Here is a 17,359-nt window from a genome sequence, read left to right on the forward strand (position 1 = left end):
TTGAAGCGTCTCCTCAACCGGCTTGGGCGGCTTGACGGCGATCATCGCAGGATCGCCCTGGGAGCCGCCCGGGTCGCCTTTTTCCTGATCATCGGCAAGCTGGCTGGGGCCTTCAAGGAAATGGCCGTGGCGTATCGCTACGGCATCAGCGATGTGGTGGACGCCTACCAGTTCACCATGACATTCGCGACCTGGGTGCCCGTGACGCTGGTGGGGGTGCTGTCGGTGGTGCTGATCCCGGTGCTGGTTCGACTGCGCAAGGACGAGCACCGCCAGAATGTCCGTTTTCTGGGCGAATTGCAGACACTGGCCTGGTGGCTGGGGCTGGCCCTGGCGGCCTTGATCATCCTGGCCTGGCCCTGGGTGCTGCAGGGGCCCGGTGCGGCACTCAATGCCGAGACGATGGCCTATGCCCGGGAACTGGCCTGGGGTTTTGCCCCGGTGGCGCTGTTCACGGTATTGGCAGGAGTCAGTGCGGCGCGCCTGCGGGCCCGCGAACGTCATGTGAACACGTTGCTCGACAGCGTGCCGGCTCTGGTCATCCTTGTCTGGGTGATGCTGGCTGGTCCGGATGCCGGTATTGCACCGTTGCTGTGGGGAACCGTGCTGGGATTTGCCGTGCAGTGCATCTGGCTGCAATGGCTGGCCGCGCGTGCCGACAATGGCATCTGGGGAGCCCCTACCTGGGGTCTGGGTTCGCCATACTGGCATGGCATGGCACAGGCGCTGGGCATCATGATGATTGGTCAGTTGGTGATGAGTCTGGTGGGGCCGCTGGATCAGTACACGGCGGCACGGTTGTCCGGCAATGCCAACGCCACGCTGGGCTATGCTGCCCGCCTGCTGTCGCTGCTGCTGGGTATCGGTGCCATGTCGGTGGGGCGGGCCGCGTTGCCGGTGCTGTCTGAGGTCCAGAGCCGCGGCGAACCGGCGCGTGCCCGGCAGATGGCACTCAAGTGGTCGATGGCCATGGCGGCCATCGGTGTTGTCGCGGTAGCCGTGGGCTGGTGGCTGGCACCGTGGGGCGTTGCCCTGATTTTCGAACGCGGAGCCTTCGGGCCGGATGATACCCGTGCTGTTGCACAGGTATTGCGTTGGGGCATGCTGCAATTGCCTTTCTATTTTGGCGTGCTGGTGCTGGTGCAGTTGCTGGCCAGCCAGAAACGCTATCGCATCATGGCAGCGATTGCCGTCATGAATTTTGCCGTCAAGGCGCTCATGAATCACCTGCTGGCACCTGCGATGGGCGTGGCAGGCATCATGCTGGCCACCAGCCTGATGTACCTGTCCTCCTACCTGTGCTATTTCCTTGTGGCTTCCCGCCCTTATCGTGCACATGACCAGACTGCCTGATTCTTCCCTGCATATCCTGATCGTCATCTATTCGCTGCGAGGTGGCGGTGCCGAACGGGTGGCCGTTGATCTCGGCAGTGAATGGCTGCAGGCAGGCCATCGCGTGACGCTGGTCAGCCGCATGGATGACAGTCATGATGCCTACGCACTGGCACCTGGCGTGAAGCGCGTCATCCTGGATCATGACGCGGCAAGCCGTGCGAAAGGCGCGTGGCATGGTCTGCTGGCCCTGATCAGGCGGATTGCCCGCCTGCGGGCAATCATCCGGCAGGAACGTCCGGATATCGTGCTGGGCATGATGAGTACATCCTCCATGCTGTCTATCCTGGCCGCGCGTGGACTGCCCTGCAAGGTGATCGCGACCGAGCATACACATCCTCCTGCACAGCGCATGGGCCGGTTGTGGCGCTGGCTGCGGCGCAAGACCTATCCCCATGCGGCTGCAGTGGTGGCCTTGACCCGAGATACGGCAAGCTGGCTGCGCGAACAGATCCCGGGCGCACAACTGGCGGTCATTCCGAATGCCGTGCACTGGCCTCTGCCCATGACGGACGCGGGACGTGCCGAAGTACACGCCAGCCGGCAGAACCTGTTGCTGGGCGTCGGGCGCCTGCATCCCATCAAGGGATTCGATGTCCTGGTCGAAGCATTTTCACGCGTGGCGGATCGCCATCCCGACTGGTGCCTCACCATCCTGGGAGAAGGGCCGCAGCGTCGCGCACTCGAACAGCAGGTCAGCGACCATGGTCTGCAGGATCGCATCAGCCTGCCGGGGCGCACCGATCATGTCGGGGACTGGTACGCAAGGGCGCAACTGTACGCACTGAGTTCGCATACGGAAGGACTGTCGAATACGCTGCTCGAGGCTATGGCCAGTGGTTGTCCGGTCGTGGCATTCGATTGCGAAACCGGACCTCGGGAAATCATCCGGCCCGACCTGGATGGCCGGCTGGTGCTGCCGGTGGGTGATGCCGCTGCGCTGGCAGAGGCGCTCGACACGCTGATGGCAAGTCCCGAGCTGCGTGCACAATTCTCCGGACAGGCTATCGAAGTCCGGGAGCGTTTTGCAATGACCAGAATCCTGGCGCAATGGCAGGCACTGTTCGATCAGGTCCTGGCACGCCAGACATCGGGAGGAAAGGCCTGATGAAGATACTGCTGCTGGTGAGTTCCATGCATGGTGGTGGCGCAGAGCGGGTTGCCGCGACGCTGGCGGGTGCATGGGCCATGCGTGGAGACCGCGTGACCCTGATGCCGACCTATTCCGCACGTGGCGAATGCGTTTATACCCTGCCGCCGCAGGTCGAAACGGTCTGGCTGGCAGATCTGGTCGAGCAGTCCGGAAAGCGGGCCAGTCTCTGGAACCGGGGGCGGTGCCTGCGCCAGTTCGTGCAGGAGCGCCAACCCGATGTGATCGTTTCCTTCCTGACCAACGTCAATGTCGTGGCGCTGATGGCGACCTGGGGCCTGAAGGTGCCGGTGATCGTCTGCGAACGTACCAACCCGGCATTCGCGACCAACCTGGAAAGGCGTCTGCGCTGGTTGCGACGCTGGCTGTATCCGCGTGCGGACGTCGTGACGGTGCAAACCCAGGACAGTATTCCGACGTTCCACAAGATGGTGCCTGGCATGCAGCAGTTGCATGCCATTCCCAATCCCTTGCCGGAGGGTATTCCCGTCAAGCGGCCTGGTGTGGTCGAGCATGGCACGCCGGGGCGTCGCCGGCTTGTGGCCATGGGACGCTTTGCGCCGGTCAAGCAGTTTGATCTGCTCATTCGCGTGTTTGCACGGCTGGCTTCCGAGTATCCCGACTGGGATCTGTACCTGTGGGGCGAAGGCCCCCAGCGTCGGGCGCTTGAGGACCAGATCGCCCGTGACAACCTGATCGGACGTGTCATGCTGCCGGGGCGAACGCGCCAGCCCTGGCATGAGTTGGCGGCAGCGGATGCGTTCGTGCTGACATCTGCCGTGGAAGGTTTTCCGAATGCGCTGATGGAGGCGATGGCAGCAGGATTGCCGGTGGTCAGCTTTGATTGTCCGAGCGGCCCGGCAGACCTGACTGACCATGGACAGGATGGCCTGCTGGTGCCGCCACAGGACGAAGAGGCCCTCTATGCCGCATTGCACCGCTTGATGGGGGATGACGCGCTGCGTACCCGGTTGGGGGGGCAGGCAATGCGTGCGGTGCGGACGCGCTATGCGTTGCCTGCCGTGCTGGCCCAGTGGGATCGGCTCTTCGCGCTGGCAAGCGTACCTGCTGGCGCGCTGTCTGTTGATGCAGGTCTGGCGGCATCGGCGCGGATGCCCGGCGTGACGTTGGCAACGCAGCAGGCATCACGTCCGGAGGTCCGGATCAAGGTTCTGCACATCATTTCCGGATTGGGGCAGGGCGGGGCCGAGGCTGTGCTGTTTCGCCTGACGACGTCACCCGGCATGGATCCTTCGATACGGCAGGAAGTGCTGTCGATGACGGATGAGGGCGTGTACGGCGAACGCATGCGTGCGGCCGGCATCCGTGTTCACACGCTCGGTATGCAGTCCGGCAGGATGGGATGGCGTGATTTCAAGGCATTGCGACACCGTATCGAATCCATCGCCCCCGATGTCGTCCAGACCTGGATGTACCATGCCAATCTGGCGGGCGGACTGGCCGCACGCCTGTGCGGTATCCGGGCCGTGGCCTGGGGAATCCGCAATGCCGGTACCAACCTGTCCTTGATCAGCCGTTCGGCCCGTCTTGCCTTGCGCCTGGGAGCCAGGCTGTCCGGGTTGTTGCCTGCCGTCACGGTCAGTTGTGCCGAAGATGCGGCCCAGCGGCACATCGCGCTGGGTTATCGGCGTGACCGGATGCAGGTCATCGCCAATGGCTATGACCTGAGTCGTTTTTCTCCTGACCCCGAGGCGGGGCTGGCCCAGCGTCGGCGTTGGGGCGTGGACGGCAGCATGACTTTGCTGGCCTGCGTGGCGCGCTGGGATCCACTCAAGGATCATGCCAATCTCATCCGAGCCCTGGCCAGGGTGCGCGGCGTGGCCCAGCGGCCTTTCCGGTGTGCACTCGTCGGGCGCGGCATGACGCCTGAAAATGCCGAGCTGATGGCCCTGATACGTGCCGAGGGCATGGAGGACTGGATACTGCCTCTGGGGCCGACCGATGATGTCGCCGCCGTCATGAATGCGGCCGATATTCATGTGTTGTCGAGCCGTGCCGAAGGCTTTCCGAACGTGGTCGCCGAGGCCATGGCCTGCGGCACCCCATGTGTGGTGACGGATGTCGGTGATGCCGCCTTGATCGTCGGTGACACCGGTTGGGTGGCCGCTCCGGAAAGTGCCGAGGCGCTGGCCGATGCCGTACGCCAGGCCCTGACCGTGGCACGGGATCCCCTGGAGTTGCGGGCGCGGGCTGCCGCTGCACGTACCCGGGTCCAGAGCCGCTTCGGCCTGCATGTCATGCAGGAAGCCTATGGCCGCCTCTGGCGTGGCTTGCCGATGCGGCGTCGTGCTCGCACCGGACGTCTGTTGATGGTGGTCAACAATCCGGCCTTTTTTCTGTCGCACCGTTTGCCGCTGGCTCAGGGTGCGCAGGCAGCGGGCTATGAAGTGCATGTGGCGACCATGGCCGGGCCGGCAGTCGAGCAGATCCGGCAACTGGGCTTCGTCCATCACGCCATTCCCATGAGCCGCAGTGGCCGGCGCCCCTGGGAAGAAATCCGTACCGTGTGGGCACTCTACCGCCTGATGCGCCGCCTGCGACCGGATGTGGCTCACCTCGTGACCATCAAGCCGGTGCTTTATGGTGGATTGGTGGCTCGCTGGCTGAAAGTGTCGCGCGTAGTGGCAGCCGTTTCGGGGCTGGGTTTCGTGTTCGTGGATGATGGCCAGGCGACACGCCGCTTGCGGCGGCTGGTGACGACGCTCTATCGGCTGGCATTGCGACAGCCTCGTGCCAGGGTGATCTTCCAGAACGCCTCGGATCGTGATGTGTTGTTGGCGCAGGGTGTCATCCTGCCGGAGCAGGCACGCCTGATCCGGGGCTCGGGTGTCGATCTGGGTGCCTACGCCGCCGTGGACGAGCCTGAGGTGCCACCGTTGACCGTGGTTATGGCGGCCCGGCTGCTGCGAGACAAGGGCGTGCAGGAATATATCGAGGCCGCTGCACAGGTGAGCAGCCGGATCGATGGGATACGTTTCGTGTTGGCCGGGTCTCCCGACCCGGGCAATCCGGCCTCGGTGGATGCTGCGATGTTGGCGGCCTGGAATGCCGCCGGGCATGTCGATTACATGGGCGAGTGCAATGATGTGGCAGCACTCTACGCCCAGTCACATATCGTGGTCCTGCCTTCCTGGCGGGAAGGCTTGCCGCGCAGTCTGGTCGAGGCTGCAGCATGTGGCCGTGCCGTGGTGACGACGGATGTGCCGGGTTGCCGCGATGCCATCGAGCCGGGTGAAACCGGATTGCTGGTGCCGGTGCGTGATGCCGGTGCGCTGGCCCAGGCTATCCTGCAACTCATTGAAGACAGTGCGTTGCGCCATCGCCTGGGGCGAGCTGGCCGGGAACTGGCAGAGCGGGAGTTCGATATCGACCGTGTCGTGCAGGCACACCTGGATATTTACGCCGAGTAGTACTGCAAGAGGGACTGGTCAAAGTCTGTGTGTCGTACCGGACGGATTTGTCTGGCACGACACTGATCTTGCCTTGGCCGTGAATTTTTGAATCAGAATGGCAGTATCGCATCAGGCTTCTGCTGCAGGATCTGCGCCCTGAACTCCCCCTGGATACGCGCAAGCGCTTCTGGCGTGTCGGCCTCGAAGCGCAGCACCACCACCGGAGTGGTATTGGACGCCCGAGCCAGGCCGAAACCGTCTGCGTACTCGGCTCGGATGCCGTCGATATCGATCAGCCGCTCGGCCGTGTCGAAACGGGCATGGCGCTGCAGGGCCGCGATCAGTTCGAAGGGTTCGCCTTCGCGCAGCTCAAGCTTGAGTTCGGGAGTGGAAAGCGACTGAGGCAATGCTTCCAGCGTGGCACTGGCATCTTCACTGCGGGCAAGGATTTCGAGCAGTCGTGCGCCGGCATAGAGACCGTCGTCGAAACCGTACCAGCGTTCCTTGAAAAAGACGTGGCCACTCATCTCGCCCGCCAGCGGAGCCCCCGTTTCGGCCAGCTTCGACTTGATCAGCGAATGTCCGGTACGCCACATCAGTGGCTGGCCACCGGCCTGTTCGATGGCCAGGCCGACGTGCCGGCTGCACTTGACGTCATAGATGATCTCGGCCCCAGGGCTGCGTGACAGTACATCGCGGGCGAACAGGATCAGTTGCCGGTCGGGCCAGATGATCTGGCCACTGCGCGTGACGACCCCCAGGCGGTCTGCGTCGCCGTCAAAGGCCAGGCCCAGTTCGCAATCCGTGGACTGGACATGACGGATCAGGTCCTGCAGATTGGCAGGATCGGCGGGGTCGGGATGGTGATTGGGAAAGCGGCCATCGACTTCGCAGAATAGCGTATCGATTTCGCAGCCCAGCGCTCGGAAGAGCCATGGTGCAACGGCACCTCCGATGCCGTTGCCGCAGTCGATGGCGATTTTCATGGGGCGCTCAAGACGAATGTCACCGGCGATGCGTGCGATGTATTCGGGCATGATGTCCAATGTATGGCGCTGCCCATGTTGCATGGCAGGCAGGGATTCGGATATTGCCTGCATGGCGTCACGCAGTTCGAGAATGTCCTGGCCGTGCAGCGTGCTGCCCCCCATCATCATCTTGAAACCGTTGTAGCGCGGTGGATTGTGGCTGCCGGTAATGGCCACGCCGGATCCGGTCTGCAAGACGTGTGCAGCAAAATAGACCAGTGGTGTCGGGACGCGGCCCAGGTCCACCACATCGATACCCGATTCGAGCAGACCTTGCTGGAGGGCTGCGGACAGATCGGGACCGCTGTCCCTGCCATCACAGCCCACGACCAGTGCTGTGACGCCTGCTGCCCGTGCGCGAGCCGCCAGAGCGTGCCCCAGTTGTCGGGCAAAGTCAGGGTTGAGCTGGTCGGGCACGGTACCGCGGATATCGTAGGCCTTGAAAACTGCATCGGGAAGTGCGTGGGCGGTCATGTTCTGTCCTGGCAGCGCCTGGCTGCACAAATATGAATGTGTCCTGATTCGGCCCATTGTAGAATAGCCTGATGGATCCGATCATCAGATTCCGGCTGGGTTTTCCTGCCACGGCCACCTGGCGTACCGCCTGCGGTGCGGTGCTTTCCGTTGCGGCACTGGCATGGCCGTCCGTGCCTTTGTCCCAGCCTGTCGGGCTGCCCAACATGGGTGCGGCCTCGGCGGCAGAACTGTCGCCGCGTCTCGAACGCCAGTTGGGCGATGCCATCATGATGCAGGGTCGGCGCGATCCAACCTATATCCATGATCTGGACCTGACACAGTATCTCAATGAAATGGGCCAGAAGCTGGTGCGACATGCCTCCGGGCAGGCCCCCGATATTCTGCTGTTCGGTGTGCGCGATCCATCGATCAATGCTTTCGCCATGCCGGGAGGCTACATCGGCATCCATAGTGGCCTGTTCACCAGTGTCGAGTCCGAGTCCGAGCTGGCCGGCGTCACGGCGCACGAAATCGGCCACGTTGCGCAGCGCCATATCGCCCGCGGGCTGACCCAGCAGGCCCAGAACAGCAGCATTATGATGGCGTCGATGGCTGCGGCACTGTTGGCAGCACTGGCGGGCAGTGTCGATCTGGCGCAAGGCGTGGCCGTGTTCGGCCAGGCGGCGGCCATCGATCGCCAGCTCGGGTTCTCGCGTGATGCCGAGCGCGAGGCCGACCGGGCCGGTTTCGATATGCTGCGCAAGGCGGGCTACGATCCTGCCGGCATGGCGCAGATGTTCCAGCGCCTGATGAACAGTTCGCGCCTGAACGAGGGTATGGGTGGCGGTGCGTATGCTTCCACTCACCCCTTGTCGATCCAGCGGATGTCCGATATCCAGAATCGCATGTCCCAGATGGCACCGAGTTCGCATGTCAGCAGTGATGATTTCTGGTACCTGCGCGCCAAGTTGCGCGTGTTGCAGGCGCTGGATGCGCAGTCGCGCCGCCTGGTCATGCAGCAGCTTCAGCAAGAAGCGCAGTCCCTGTCTGGCACACGCCAGCATGCGGCCTGGTTCGGGTTGGCCGTCGAGGCGCTGCGGCGCAAGCAGGGTGACGAAGCCGAAGGCTGGTTGAACAAGCTGACGGAGGCCCGGCAGGATACGCCCTATGCTGCCGGCTTGCGGATCGAACTGGCGCAGTTGCGTGGGCAGGATGAGCAGGCCGTGGCGCTGGCCAGGGCTGCCGTGCAGCGCTGGCCACAACGCCAGGCATTGCAACTGGCCCTGGCGGAAGCCCTGTACGCTACGCAGCACTTTCAGGAGCTGGAACGCCTGGTGGCAAGCCAGGATCCCGGGCTGCTCGAGCGGGAGCCCCGATTCCGTCAATTGCAGGCGCAGGCTCAGGATGCCCAGGGCAACCTGAGTGCGTCGCGGCGTACCATGGCCGAGTTCTACATCATGACCGGAGCCTACCCCGCTGCCGTGTCGCAATTGCATCAGGCGCGTGCAGTGACGGACGATTTTTATGTGCAGTCGCAGATCGATACACGTATCCGTCAGGTTCAGGAACTGATGGACAGCGAAAAGCGTTTGCGGGAGCAGTTCGGCTGATGCCTTTTTTGGTCAGTCAGGCAAAAAAGGGCGGCTGAGTACGAGCCAGATGGCTCGCCTCTACCCTAGAGTCCGGTTTCGAAGAAGGTGCCCAGTCGCTGGGGCAGCCAGCCCTGGTGCGAAGGGAAACTGCCGGTTGGGAAGACGGCGTGGCCCCCGTCGTCTGGCTGGTGCAGCAGCACGCTGCCTGCGCATTCGGAGGCAACGGGCAATGCCGGTGCCGGCAGGAATGGGTCATTGCGGGCGTTGATGACCAGCGTCGGTACCGTCACCTGACCCAGCAATGGCTTGGCCGAGCATTGCGTCCAGTAGTCGAGAACATCCCGGAAACCATGCATGGGCGCGGTGTAGGCGTCATCGAATTCCTGCAGCGTGTGGGCGTGCTCGATACGCAGGACATCGATGACACCCGGGAAGCGTCGTGCCTTTTCGAGCACCTTGGCTTTCATGGTCTTGAGGAACACCCGGCTGTACAGGTGGCGGGGCAGCAGGGGGCGGCCCAGGCTGCGGCCCGATGCCACCAGATCGACGGGGGCCGAAATGGCTGCGCAGGCTGTCAGCCAGCCGGCGTCCTGGCGCTGTTCGCCGAGGTATTTGAGAAGGGCATTGCCGCCCAGCGATACGCCGGCGGCATGCCACATGACCTGCGGCAGGCGGGTTCGCACGGAGGCGAGCATGAAGTCGATTTCTTCGCTGTCGCCGGAGTGATAGGCGCGTGCCAGCCGGTTTGGCGTGCCCGAGCAGCCCCGGAAATGGGGAATCACGACAATCCAGCCGCGGGCGCGGAAATACTGGGCGATGCTCTGTGCGTATGCGCTGGCGCTGCTGCCTTCGAGGCCGTGAAACAGGATCAGCGCAGGGATGCCGCTGTGAGTGCCCAGTGCGGTCCAGTCATCGATTTCCATCCAGCGCGCTGCAGCACCGTGCCGCAGACCTTCGCTCTGGCCCGGTTGCATGTCCTGCAGGCTGCGCCGGGCAATCAGGCCAGGGCCGCTCCAGTCGAAATCAAGGAAGTCGCCATCGGGTGTTTCGACCCGATCACGGACGAAATGAATCTTGTGGTAGCTGGAAAACAGGGTCGCCAGCGTCTGCGCATGCCCGCCCGGCAACCAGCGAGGGGCTGGGCAGGGAGCGATGTCGAGGCGGGCGACGGCAGGGGAGGACATGCAGCAGGGATCAATGGCCGTGCAGGACGACGCCGGGTTTCAGGCGGTAGGTCGCACCACAGTAAGGGCAATGTGCAGGCTCACCGTGCGTGACATCAAGATAGACGCGGGGATGCATGCTCCACAATGGCGATTTCGGCCCCGGACAGAAGACGGGAAGGTCGTGGCCATCGACTTCGATGGCGGCGTGCTGGGGGACGTGCGAGTCTGCCTGTGCTGTGCTCATGTCTGATCCTGGGAAAAACCGGCGGGATGCGAATGGCGATTGCGCCAATCCGGCTATTGTATCAAGACGGTGCGGTCTACAATACGCCTCCATCGGTTATTGTTTACTGATATGCATACACTATCGACAAGGCATTCCGCGTGAGCCGTCCTTCCGATCCACATCCGTCTACCGATGCGCACGCGGCTTCGGTCGAGCGCCGCGCCGCGCTGTTCGATGGCATGCGCCAGGTCATGCCGGCCATGTTGCCGACCGCGATCTGGGGGCTTGTCACCGGGGTGGCGATGGTCAAGTCCGGCCTGACCGAAACCATGGCGCTGACCATGACGGTACTCGTTTTTGCGGGGTCGGCCCAATTGACCTCGCTGCCATTGATTGCGACCGGCGCACCACTGTGGCTGATCTTTGCCGCCGGATTGGTCGTCAACCTGCGATTCGTGATTTTCGCGGCGGCGCTGCAGCCGTTCTTCCGGCATCTTTCCTGGCCGCGACGCCTGGGACTCGGTTATTTCACGACCGACATCACATTCATCGTCTTCATGCCACGCTTCGGCGAAGCGCCTGTGCCGGGGACGCGCGAGCATGTCTGGTTCTACGCAGGCACCATCATTCCGGGCTGGATCATCTGGCAGCTCTGTTCGCTGACCGGCATCGTGCTGGGCAGCATGGTGCCCTCCTCATGGTCACTCGAATTCGCCGCCGTGCTGGCGCTGCTGGCCCTGGCCATACCGCTGGTCAATAGTCGCCCGGTGGCGGCTGCGGCACTGGCGGCAGGCCTGCTGGGATGGGCGGGGCAGTGGTTGCCGCTGCGCCTGGGGCTGGTCCTGGCCGTCGTCGGTGGCGTACTGGCCGGCATCCTTGCGGAGCGCAGGCTGGAGCGTACGCCATGAACGCAACCGAACTCTGGTCGCAGGACGGCTATGTGTATGCCGCCATTCTGCTGCTGGCGCTGTGCAGCCTGATTACGCGAGCGGGTGTGCTTCTGGCCGGAGACAGGCTGTCCCTGTCGACTTCGGTGCGCCGTGCGCTGCGCTATGCGCCGGTTGCTGCGCTGGCAGGCATCCTGGTGCCTGAAATACTGCCCTGGTCGGCTGGAAGCTGGCCGCAGATCGACGAGCGCCTGCCTGCCGTGCTGGTGGCGCTGGCAGCCTATCGGTTGCGTCGCAATGCACTCACGGTGATTGTGTCAGGCATGCTGGTGCTGTGGCTATTGCGCTGGCTGTTGCATTGATGCATCCCTGAATCACGCGCAGGTGCGGCATCTGGGGTAAAATTGGACAGGAAGCATTTTTCTGGCAGGCTATCCTGCCGCCACGGCACCCTGAGGTGCCCTCACCGTCCTGAATGACTCAATCCAACACATCCCCCGCCGCATCACCCGAGCAGGTGCCGCTGTTTGCAGATTCCGGCCTGCATCCCCTGATTCTCCAGGCAATTGCCGAGACCGGCTACGTTTCCCCGACGCCCATCCAGGCACAGGCCATGCCAGTCATTCTGGATGGCCGTGACGTGATGGGTGCGGCCCAGACCGGTACGGGCAAGACGGCGGCCTTCACGCTGCCGATCCTGCACCGGCTCATGCCGCTGGCCAGTACCAGCACGTCACCTGCACGGCACCCCGTGCGGGCGTTGATGCTGACGCCGACCCGTGAACTGGCCGACCAGGTGGCCGACAACGTCCGGCTTTATGCCAGTTGTACGCCGTTGCGCTCGGCCGTGGTGTTCGGTGGGGTCGATATCGCACCCCAGAAGGCGCAGTTGCGCCAGGGCTGCGAAGTGCTGATTGCCACACCCGGACGCCTGCTGGATCATATCGAACAGAAAACGGTCAATCTGTCGCAGGTGGGCATTCTTGTGCTGGACGAGGCTGACCGCATGCTGGACATGGGTTTCCTGCCGGATCTCGAACGCATCATTCGCATGTTGCCGTCGACTCGGCAAACGCTGCTGTTTTCGGCGACCTTCAGCAAGGATATCCGCAAGCTGGCCCATTCCTATCTCAACCATCCGGTCGAGATCGAAGTGGCGGCACGCAACGCGGCTGCCGATACGGTCACACAGATCGCCTATCCGATCGGTGGCGATGCCAGGCGGGCGGCGGTCGTGCACCTGGTCAAGTCCAAGGGGCTCAAGCAGGTCATCGTCTTTTCCAATACCAAGATCGGTACGGCCAGGCTCGCTCGCGCGCTGGAGCGCGACGGCGTGCGTGCCGAGTCGATCCACGGCGACAAGTCGCAGGCAGACCGTATCAAGGCGCTGGATGCCTTCAAGGCAGGCGAACTCGAGGTGCTGGTGGCCACGGATGTGGCAGCGCGTGGCCTGGACGTGGCAGGCGTGCCCTGCGTCATCAACTACGACCTGCCTTATCACGCCGAAGACTACGTGCATCGCATCGGTCGCACGGGTCGTGCCGGCGCATCGGGTGAAGCCATTTCCTTCTTCGCCGGCGAGGAAGAGCGGCAACTCAAGGATATCGAGAAACTGCTCGGTCGTGCCGTGCCGCGTGGCACGCTGGACCTGCCGTCGATGCCGCGCGAACGCAGCAGTGGCGGCAGCCATCGCAGTGAGCGTGGCAGTTCATCGGGCCGTGGCGAAGGCCGTCGCCATGATGGCTATCGTCCGGTACAGCAGCCGGTCGATGAGTTTTTCAGCAAGCCCTACGAGCCCTCCGCGGCCCTCGCAGACGGTACGGCTGTACCGGCCACTGCAGAAAGCAAGCAGCGTGCAGCGAATGCACGACGCCCAGTCGCATTGCTGCTGGGCGGCAAGCGGGCCTGATTTATCTGCAGGGCCGCTCAGCCAGTGTGCTGGGTGGCCGTCTTTTCCATCTGCCCTTCAAACAGTGCCCGTATATCGGGCAGCGTCGTGCGTGTACCGACAGAGCGTGTGTGCTGCACGGAGCCTGTGTTCACAACTGCGCGCTCTTCAGCCAGTGAGGCCAGCAATCGATCCAGGTGTTCGATGTGTGGCAACATGGTGCCGTAGAACAGTGTGCGCTGGCTGTCGCAGACCAGCAGGGTGGGGAAGTTCTCGATATCTTCGTCGCCACACAGTTCCGGATAATCCTCGATATCGATCCAGACGAACACATGCCGGCCCTGGTATTGGGCAGACAGTGCCTCGAAGCGAGGCTCGTATTCTCTGCAGGTGCCGCACCAGGCCGCACAGAAACAGGCGACCAGCAGGGCGTCCGGATCTTGCAGGGTATCGTGCGCGGCGGGCAGGCCGGGCGGCAGCGGTGCAGGCAGGGCGTAGATAGGCATGGGTACACGGATCAGGGTTTTCGCTATGATAACGCTCAATGCCGACCGACATGCCATTGCATAGAAAGGAAGCCGATTCCATGAACCAGAACCCCGTGGCGCTTCCGCCACAGCCTCATGACCCATCCCCTGCCACGCTTGATGGCGTGGGCCGTGCCTGCGTGCGCGCCCTGGTCTCGCAGTGCCACCCTCGCATGCTGTTTGCGCTGTTGCTGCCCTTCCTGATCATGTTCGTGGGCGGCAGCCTGCTGCTCTGGCTGGCCTGGACGCCGCTGACCCAGGCGCTGCAGAATGGGCTGGATGGTGTGGGTATCGTCAACCGTGTCGACCAGTGGATGGTCATGGCCGGACTGTTCTCGCTCAAGGTCTGGCTGATCCCGCTGCTGGCGGTCGTGATCCTGTTGCCGATGGCCGGTATCCTGGGCCTGGTCGTGGCGGCGATCTGGGTCATGCCGCTGGTCCTGTCCCATGTCGCGTCGCGGGATTATCCCGAACTGTCCCGCCAGGGGCGGCATGCCTGGGTGGGCAGCATATGGAACACTTTATGGGTGATGTGCATCTTCATCATCGGTTGGATGCTGACCTTGCCGCTCTGGCTGATCCCGCCGCTGGGCGTGCTGCTGTCTGTGTTCTGGTGGGCCTTTGCCTTTACCCGCATCATGCGGGTGGATGCCCTGATCGAGCATGCCAGCCCGCAGGAGCGCAAGCTGCTCCAGCAGCGCTGCTATGGTGGTTTCTGGAGCCTGGGGCTGATCTGTGCGCTGTTGCAGTTGCTGCCGCCTGCATGGCTGTTCCTGCCGGTGTTTTCTGCACTGATGTTTGTGCACTATGGCCTGGACAGGCTGCGGCGTCTGCGCGCAGAATCCGTCATCGATGTCTGAGAATCAATGGATGAAAAGAAATGAGCATCACGGAACAATCCGGTACGTCGCTTCGCTTCGAGGGAGCTGTGCCGCGCATCGGCCTGTATATCATCGGCGATGAAATCCTGTCGGGCCGTCGCCAGGACAAGCATTTTTCGAAAATGGTCGAGCTGCTTGGCGCGCGTGGCCTGAAGCTGGCCTGGGCCCAGTTCCTGGGAGACGATCGTGCAGAGTTGGTGGCGGCATTGCGCCGCAGCTTTGCCTCGGGCGATATCGTGTTTTCCTGCGGCGGCATCGGGGCGACGCCGGACGACCATACCCGGCAGGCTGCTGCCCAAGCGCTGGGCGAGCCGCTGGTCCTGCATCCCGAGGCCCGTCGGCTGATTGCCGAGCGCAGCGCCGAGATGGCAGCCAAGGGCCAGGGCAGTGCCGATATGGAGACCCCCGAAAACCAGCAGCGCCTGCAGATGGGCATGTTTCCGGCCTCGGCCGAGATCGTGGCCAACCCCTATAACCGGATTCCAGGGTTCCATGTGTGCAACCATACCTTCATGCCAGGCTTTCCCGTGATGGCCTGGCCGATGATGGAAGCGATGCTCGATACCCGCTATGCCGATCTGCACCATCGGGAGGCCTGGGCCGAGCATTCGTTCCTGGTGTTCGACATGCCTGAGTCGCGCATCACGCCGGCCATGGTCGAAATCGAACGGCGCTGGCCCGACGTCCGTGCGTTCAGTCTGCCCAGCGTGGGCGAGGGCAGCGCGCCGCATATCGATCTGGGGGTCAAGGGTGAGCCACAGGCTGCTGCCGAGGCACTGCAGTGGCTGCAGGCCGAAGTCACAAGGCTGGGTGGCCGGCTGGGCAGCTAGGGCGAATCGGCATTCATTTTGCAGTGGTCGAGCAGGCCGGTACGGTAAGGCGGGCGGTCGGATCCGGTGTCTTGCCGCTTCCCTGTTTCATGATATGGGATAGAATGACATTGTTGCGTTGCCGCATACGGGCCTTCCATGTCTGTGAACCGTTCTGTCGATCCTGTCCCCGCTCTTGCCGAACCTGTTGCCGAGCGCGCCCATGCCGGGCCTGCCATTGCCATCCAGGTACTTGAGCGGGCCATGAGTCTGCTCGATGCGCTGGCTGCCCAGAGTGAGCCCGTGGCGCTCAAGGATCTGGCGCAGGGCACGGGCCTGCATGCCTCGACTGCGCACCGGATTCTCAACGACCTGGTGATCGGCCGCTATGTCGAACGTGTCGATAACGGACTGTATCGGCTGGGCATGCGCTTGCTGGAACTTGGCTCCCTGGTCAAGGGGCGCCTCAATGTACGCGAGGCCGCCATCGATGCCATGCGGGCGCTGCACAAGCGTACCGGGCAGACGGTCAACCTGTCGATCCAGCAGGGGGATGAAATCGTCTATGTCGAACGGGCCTGGAGCGAACGCTCCGGCATGCAGGTGGTGCGTGCGATAGGTGGCCGTGCGCCGCTGCACCTGACATCCACCGGCAAGCTGTTCCTGTCGCTGTTCGATGGCCGTCAGGTTCGGGCCTATGCCTTGCGTACCGGACTGGCAGGCAATACCCGCAACAGTCTGACTGACCTGGACAGGCTCGAACGTGAAATCAACCTGGTGCGCAGGCACGGCTATGCCCGTGACAACGAAGAGCTTGAGCTGGGCGTTCGCTGCATGGCGGCTGGGATTCGCGACGATGCCGGCCGGCTGGTGGCCGGGCTGTCCATCTCTGCGCCTGCGGAGCGCTTGCAGGATGAATGGCTGCGCGATCTGGTGGAAACGGCAAGCCAGATTTCGGCCGCACTTGGGTATGAGCCTGGGCGCATGGCCTGACCCTGCTGATGCATCTGTGATACTGCGCTGCACAAAAAATATTTGACATTTCACAGGGAGTATTTAAAATCGGTTTGTGCATTGCAACAAGGGTCGATTCAGGTAGCAGATGAAATACGGCCCACGTTTGAGTCGTTGTAACCACTCTTTCATTCATACCTCGAGCCAGGCAACTGGCCCCGACCCGGAGAAATACATGAGCGCCATTCCCCAACAAATCGCCGATCGCCAGAAAGATGCCCTGGAAACCCTGCTGGCTGTACAGAACAGCGTGTTTGCCGGTTTCGAGAAGCTGGTCGACCTCAACCTCAAGGCTACCCGTGCCGCACTCGACGATGCTGCCGCCAAGTCCAAGAAGCTGGCCGCCGTCAAGGATCCCCAGGAAGTCTCCGCAGTGACTGCCTCCCTGGTGCAGGCTTCGCCCGAACAGGCCCTGGCTTATGGCAAGCAGGTCTATGACATCATTTCGGGTGTGCAGGGCGAGCTGACCAAGCTGGTCGAAGCGCGCATCGCTGACAACCAGAAGCTGGTGGCTGATGCCATCGACCAGATCTCGAAGAACGCGCCGGCCGGTTCCGAAAGTGCCGTGGCACTGATCAAGTCGTCGCTGGCAACGGCCAACAACGCCTACGATTCGCTCACCAAGGCTGCCAAGCAAGCTGCCGAAGTCACCGAAAGCAACCTCAATGCAGCCGCCAGCGCTACGGCACGTGCTGCGGCCGAAGCGACCGAGGCCGCTGTCAACGCGGCCAAGAGCACCGCCCGCAGCGCTGCTGCAGCGCGCAAGTAAGACACCTGATTCGACGGTCCTGCAGATCGGGCCCGTCCTGTTCTGCGCACCGGCAGACCCGCCCCTCGACAGAGTGGCGGGTTTTTTCATCTCCGCTCGGATGCAACCCCTGTGTCATGCATGTCCCTGCCCAAGTCGGCAGAGTGGTCGAAAGCCGCTAT

At 63.1% G+C, this 17,359-nt stretch carries 15 protein-coding genes and 2 pseudogenes; 13 read left to right on the top strand and 4 right to left on the bottom strand.

Annotated elements, in window-relative coordinates:
• The 5 genes and pseudogenes from murJ (at nt 1) to ABN482_RS14735 (ending at nt 5,973) form a co-directional block, all read left to right on the top strand.
• A complete protein-coding gene (gene murJ, locus ABN482_RS14715) occupies nt 1-1,353 on the top strand; it encodes a murein biosynthesis integral membrane protein MurJ (protein ID WP_349504688.1) in 1,353 nt (450 codons plus the stop codon).
• A complete protein-coding gene (locus ABN482_RS14720) occupies nt 1,337-2,500 on the top strand; it encodes a glycosyltransferase family 4 protein (protein WP_349504689.1) in 1,164 nt (387 codons plus the stop codon). Before murJ ends, ABN482_RS14720 begins: the two co-directional genes overlap by 17 nt.
• Nucleotides 2,500-3,591, top strand: a pseudogene (locus ABN482_RS14725) (glycosyltransferase family 4 protein); the annotation flags it as partial. The gene ABN482_RS14720 and the pseudogene ABN482_RS14725, both read left to right, overlap by 1 nt.
• Before the next feature lie 132 nt (nt 3,592-3,723).
• A pseudogene (locus ABN482_RS14730) lies at nt 3,724-4,764 on the top strand (glycosyltransferase); the annotation flags it as partial.
• 75 nt (nt 4,765-4,839) lie between these two features.
• Complete coding sequence (locus ABN482_RS14735) at nt 4,840-5,973, top strand: glycosyltransferase family 4 protein (protein WP_349504756.1); 1,134 nt, start codon at nt 4,840-4,842, stop codon at nt 5,971-5,973.
• Between the two features lie 92 nt (nt 5,974-6,065).
• Here the strand turns inward: ABN482_RS14735 and ABN482_RS14740 are convergent, their stop codons facing one another.
• On the bottom strand, nt 6,066-7,457 hold the full coding sequence (locus tag ABN482_RS14740; RefSeq protein ID WP_349504690.1) for a phosphomannomutase/phosphoglucomutase: 1,392 nt from the start codon (nt 7,455-7,457) through the stop codon (nt 6,066-6,068).
• An 80-nt stretch (nt 7,458-7,537) separates the two neighbouring features.
• Between ABN482_RS14740 and ABN482_RS14745 the strand changes: the two genes are divergently transcribed.
• The gene (locus ABN482_RS14745; protein WP_502877310.1) at nt 7,538-9,049 is read left to right on the top strand and encodes a M48 family metalloprotease; all 1,512 of its coding nucleotides are present in this window, start codon (nt 7,538-7,540) and stop codon (nt 9,047-9,049) included.
• Between the two features lie 65 nt (nt 9,050-9,114).
• On the opposite strand, the gene ABN482_RS14750 is transcribed toward ABN482_RS14745, so the two are convergent.
• On the bottom strand, nt 9,115-10,215 hold the full coding sequence (locus ABN482_RS14750) for a YheT family hydrolase (protein ID WP_349504692.1): 1,101 nt from the start codon (nt 10,213-10,215) through the stop codon (nt 9,115-9,117).
• Between the two features lie 10 nt (nt 10,216-10,225).
• Nucleotides 10,226-10,441, bottom strand: a complete 216-nt coding sequence (locus ABN482_RS14755) for a zinc-finger domain-containing protein (RefSeq protein ID WP_349504693.1) — start codon at nt 10,439-10,441, stop codon at nt 10,226-10,228.
• Nucleotides 10,442-10,662: 221 nt separating this feature from the next.
• On the opposite strand from ABN482_RS14755, the gene ABN482_RS14760 reads away from it, so the two are divergent.
• The 3 genes from ABN482_RS14760 to ABN482_RS14770 all read left to right on the top strand — a co-directional run bounded on the left by ABN482_RS14760 (nt 10,663) and on the right by ABN482_RS14770 (nt 13,219).
• Nucleotides 10,663-11,331, top strand: a complete 669-nt coding sequence (locus ABN482_RS14760; RefSeq protein WP_349504757.1) for an AzlC family ABC transporter permease — start codon at nt 10,663-10,665, stop codon at nt 11,329-11,331.
• Complete coding sequence (locus ABN482_RS14765) at nt 11,328-11,672, top strand: AzlD domain-containing protein (protein WP_349504694.1); 345 nt, start codon at nt 11,328-11,330, stop codon at nt 11,670-11,672. The genes ABN482_RS14760 and ABN482_RS14765 overlap by 4 nt, the downstream gene beginning before the upstream one ends.
• A gap of 113 nt (nt 11,673-11,785) precedes the next feature.
• Complete coding sequence (locus ABN482_RS14770; RefSeq protein ID WP_349504695.1) at nt 11,786-13,219, top strand: DEAD/DEAH box helicase; 1,434 nt, start codon at nt 11,786-11,788, stop codon at nt 13,217-13,219.
• Between the two features lie 17 nt (nt 13,220-13,236).
• Here ABN482_RS14770 and ABN482_RS14775 read toward each other — a convergent pair whose 3' ends face one another.
• Nucleotides 13,237-13,704: a thioredoxin family protein gene (locus tag ABN482_RS14775; RefSeq protein WP_349504696.1), complete on the bottom strand. Its 468-nt coding sequence runs from the start codon at nt 13,702-13,704 to the stop codon at nt 13,237-13,239.
• Nucleotides 13,705-13,784: 80 nt separating this feature from the next.
• On the opposite strand from ABN482_RS14775, the gene ABN482_RS14780 reads away from it, so the two are divergent.
• The 4 genes from ABN482_RS14780 to ABN482_RS14795 all read left to right on the top strand — a co-directional run bounded on the left by ABN482_RS14780 (nt 13,785) and on the right by ABN482_RS14795 (nt 17,198).
• Nucleotides 13,785-14,585 carry an EI24 domain-containing protein gene (locus ABN482_RS14780; protein ID WP_349504697.1) on the top strand — a complete coding sequence of 267 codons (801 nt, stop codon included), beginning with the start codon at nt 13,785-13,787 and terminating at the stop codon, nt 14,583-14,585.
• A 20-nt stretch (nt 14,586-14,605) separates the two neighbouring features.
• Nucleotides 14,606-15,436: a competence/damage-inducible protein A gene (locus ABN482_RS14785; protein ID WP_349504698.1), complete on the top strand. Its 831-nt coding sequence runs from the start codon at nt 14,606-14,608 to the stop codon at nt 15,434-15,436.
• Between the two features lie 138 nt (nt 15,437-15,574).
• Entirely contained in the window at nt 15,575-16,408 is an 834-nt protein-coding gene (locus ABN482_RS14790; RefSeq protein WP_349504699.1) for an IclR family transcriptional regulator, read from the top strand.
• Between the two features lie 196 nt (nt 16,409-16,604).
• Nucleotides 16,605-17,198, top strand: coding sequence for a phasin family protein (locus ABN482_RS14795; RefSeq protein WP_143857963.1), 594 nt, complete (start codon nt 16,605-16,607; stop codon nt 17,196-17,198).
• The last annotated feature ends 161 nt before the right edge of the window (nt 17,199-17,359 follow it).

It is taken from the genome of Corticimicrobacter sp., from assembly GCF_040137905.1.
GTDB lineage: Bacteria > Pseudomonadota > Gammaproteobacteria > Burkholderiales > Burkholderiaceae_B > Corticimicrobacter.

Bases quoted from the DNA above. Each gene is read 5' to 3' on its own strand.
- ABN482_RS14780 (WP_349504697.1), top strand. From the start codon at position 13,785: ATGAACCAGAACCCCGTGGCGCTTCCGCCACAGCCTCATGACCCATCC.
- ABN482_RS14755 (WP_349504693.1), bottom strand. From the start codon at position 10,441: ATGAGCACAGCACAGGCAGACTCGCACGTCCCCCAGCACGCCGCCATC.
- ABN482_RS14795 (WP_143857963.1), top strand. From the start codon at position 16,605: ATGAGCGCCATTCCCCAACAAATCGCCGATCGCCAGAAAGATGCCCTG.
- ABN482_RS14765 (WP_349504694.1), top strand. From the start codon at position 11,328: ATGAACGCAACCGAACTCTGGTCGCAGGACGGCTATGTGTATGCCGCC.
- ABN482_RS14750 (WP_349504692.1), bottom strand. From the start codon at position 10,215: ATGTCCTCCCCTGCCGTCGCCCGCCTCGACATCGCTCCCTGCCCAGCC.
- ABN482_RS14735 (WP_349504756.1), top strand. From the start codon at position 4,840: ATGCGGCGTCGTGCTCGCACCGGACGTCTGTTGATGGTGGTCAACAAT.
- ABN482_RS14760 (WP_349504757.1), top strand. From the start codon at position 10,663: ATGCGCCAGGTCATGCCGGCCATGTTGCCGACCGCGATCTGGGGGCTT.
- ABN482_RS14775 (WP_349504696.1), bottom strand. From the start codon at position 13,704: ATGCCTATCTACGCCCTGCCTGCACCGCTGCCGCCCGGCCTGCCCGCC.
- ABN482_RS14790 (WP_349504699.1), top strand. From the start codon at position 15,575: ATGTCTGTGAACCGTTCTGTCGATCCTGTCCCCGCTCTTGCCGAACCT.
- ABN482_RS14720 (WP_349504689.1), top strand. From the start codon at position 1,337: ATGACCAGACTGCCTGATTCTTCCCTGCATATCCTGATCGTCATCTAT.
- ABN482_RS14740 (WP_349504690.1), bottom strand. From the start codon at position 7,457: ATGACCGCCCACGCACTTCCCGATGCAGTTTTCAAGGCCTACGATATC.
- ABN482_RS14770 (WP_349504695.1), top strand. From the start codon at position 11,786: ATGACTCAATCCAACACATCCCCCGCCGCATCACCCGAGCAGGTGCCG.
- ABN482_RS14785 (WP_349504698.1), top strand. From the start codon at position 14,606: ATGAGCATCACGGAACAATCCGGTACGTCGCTTCGCTTCGAGGGAGCT.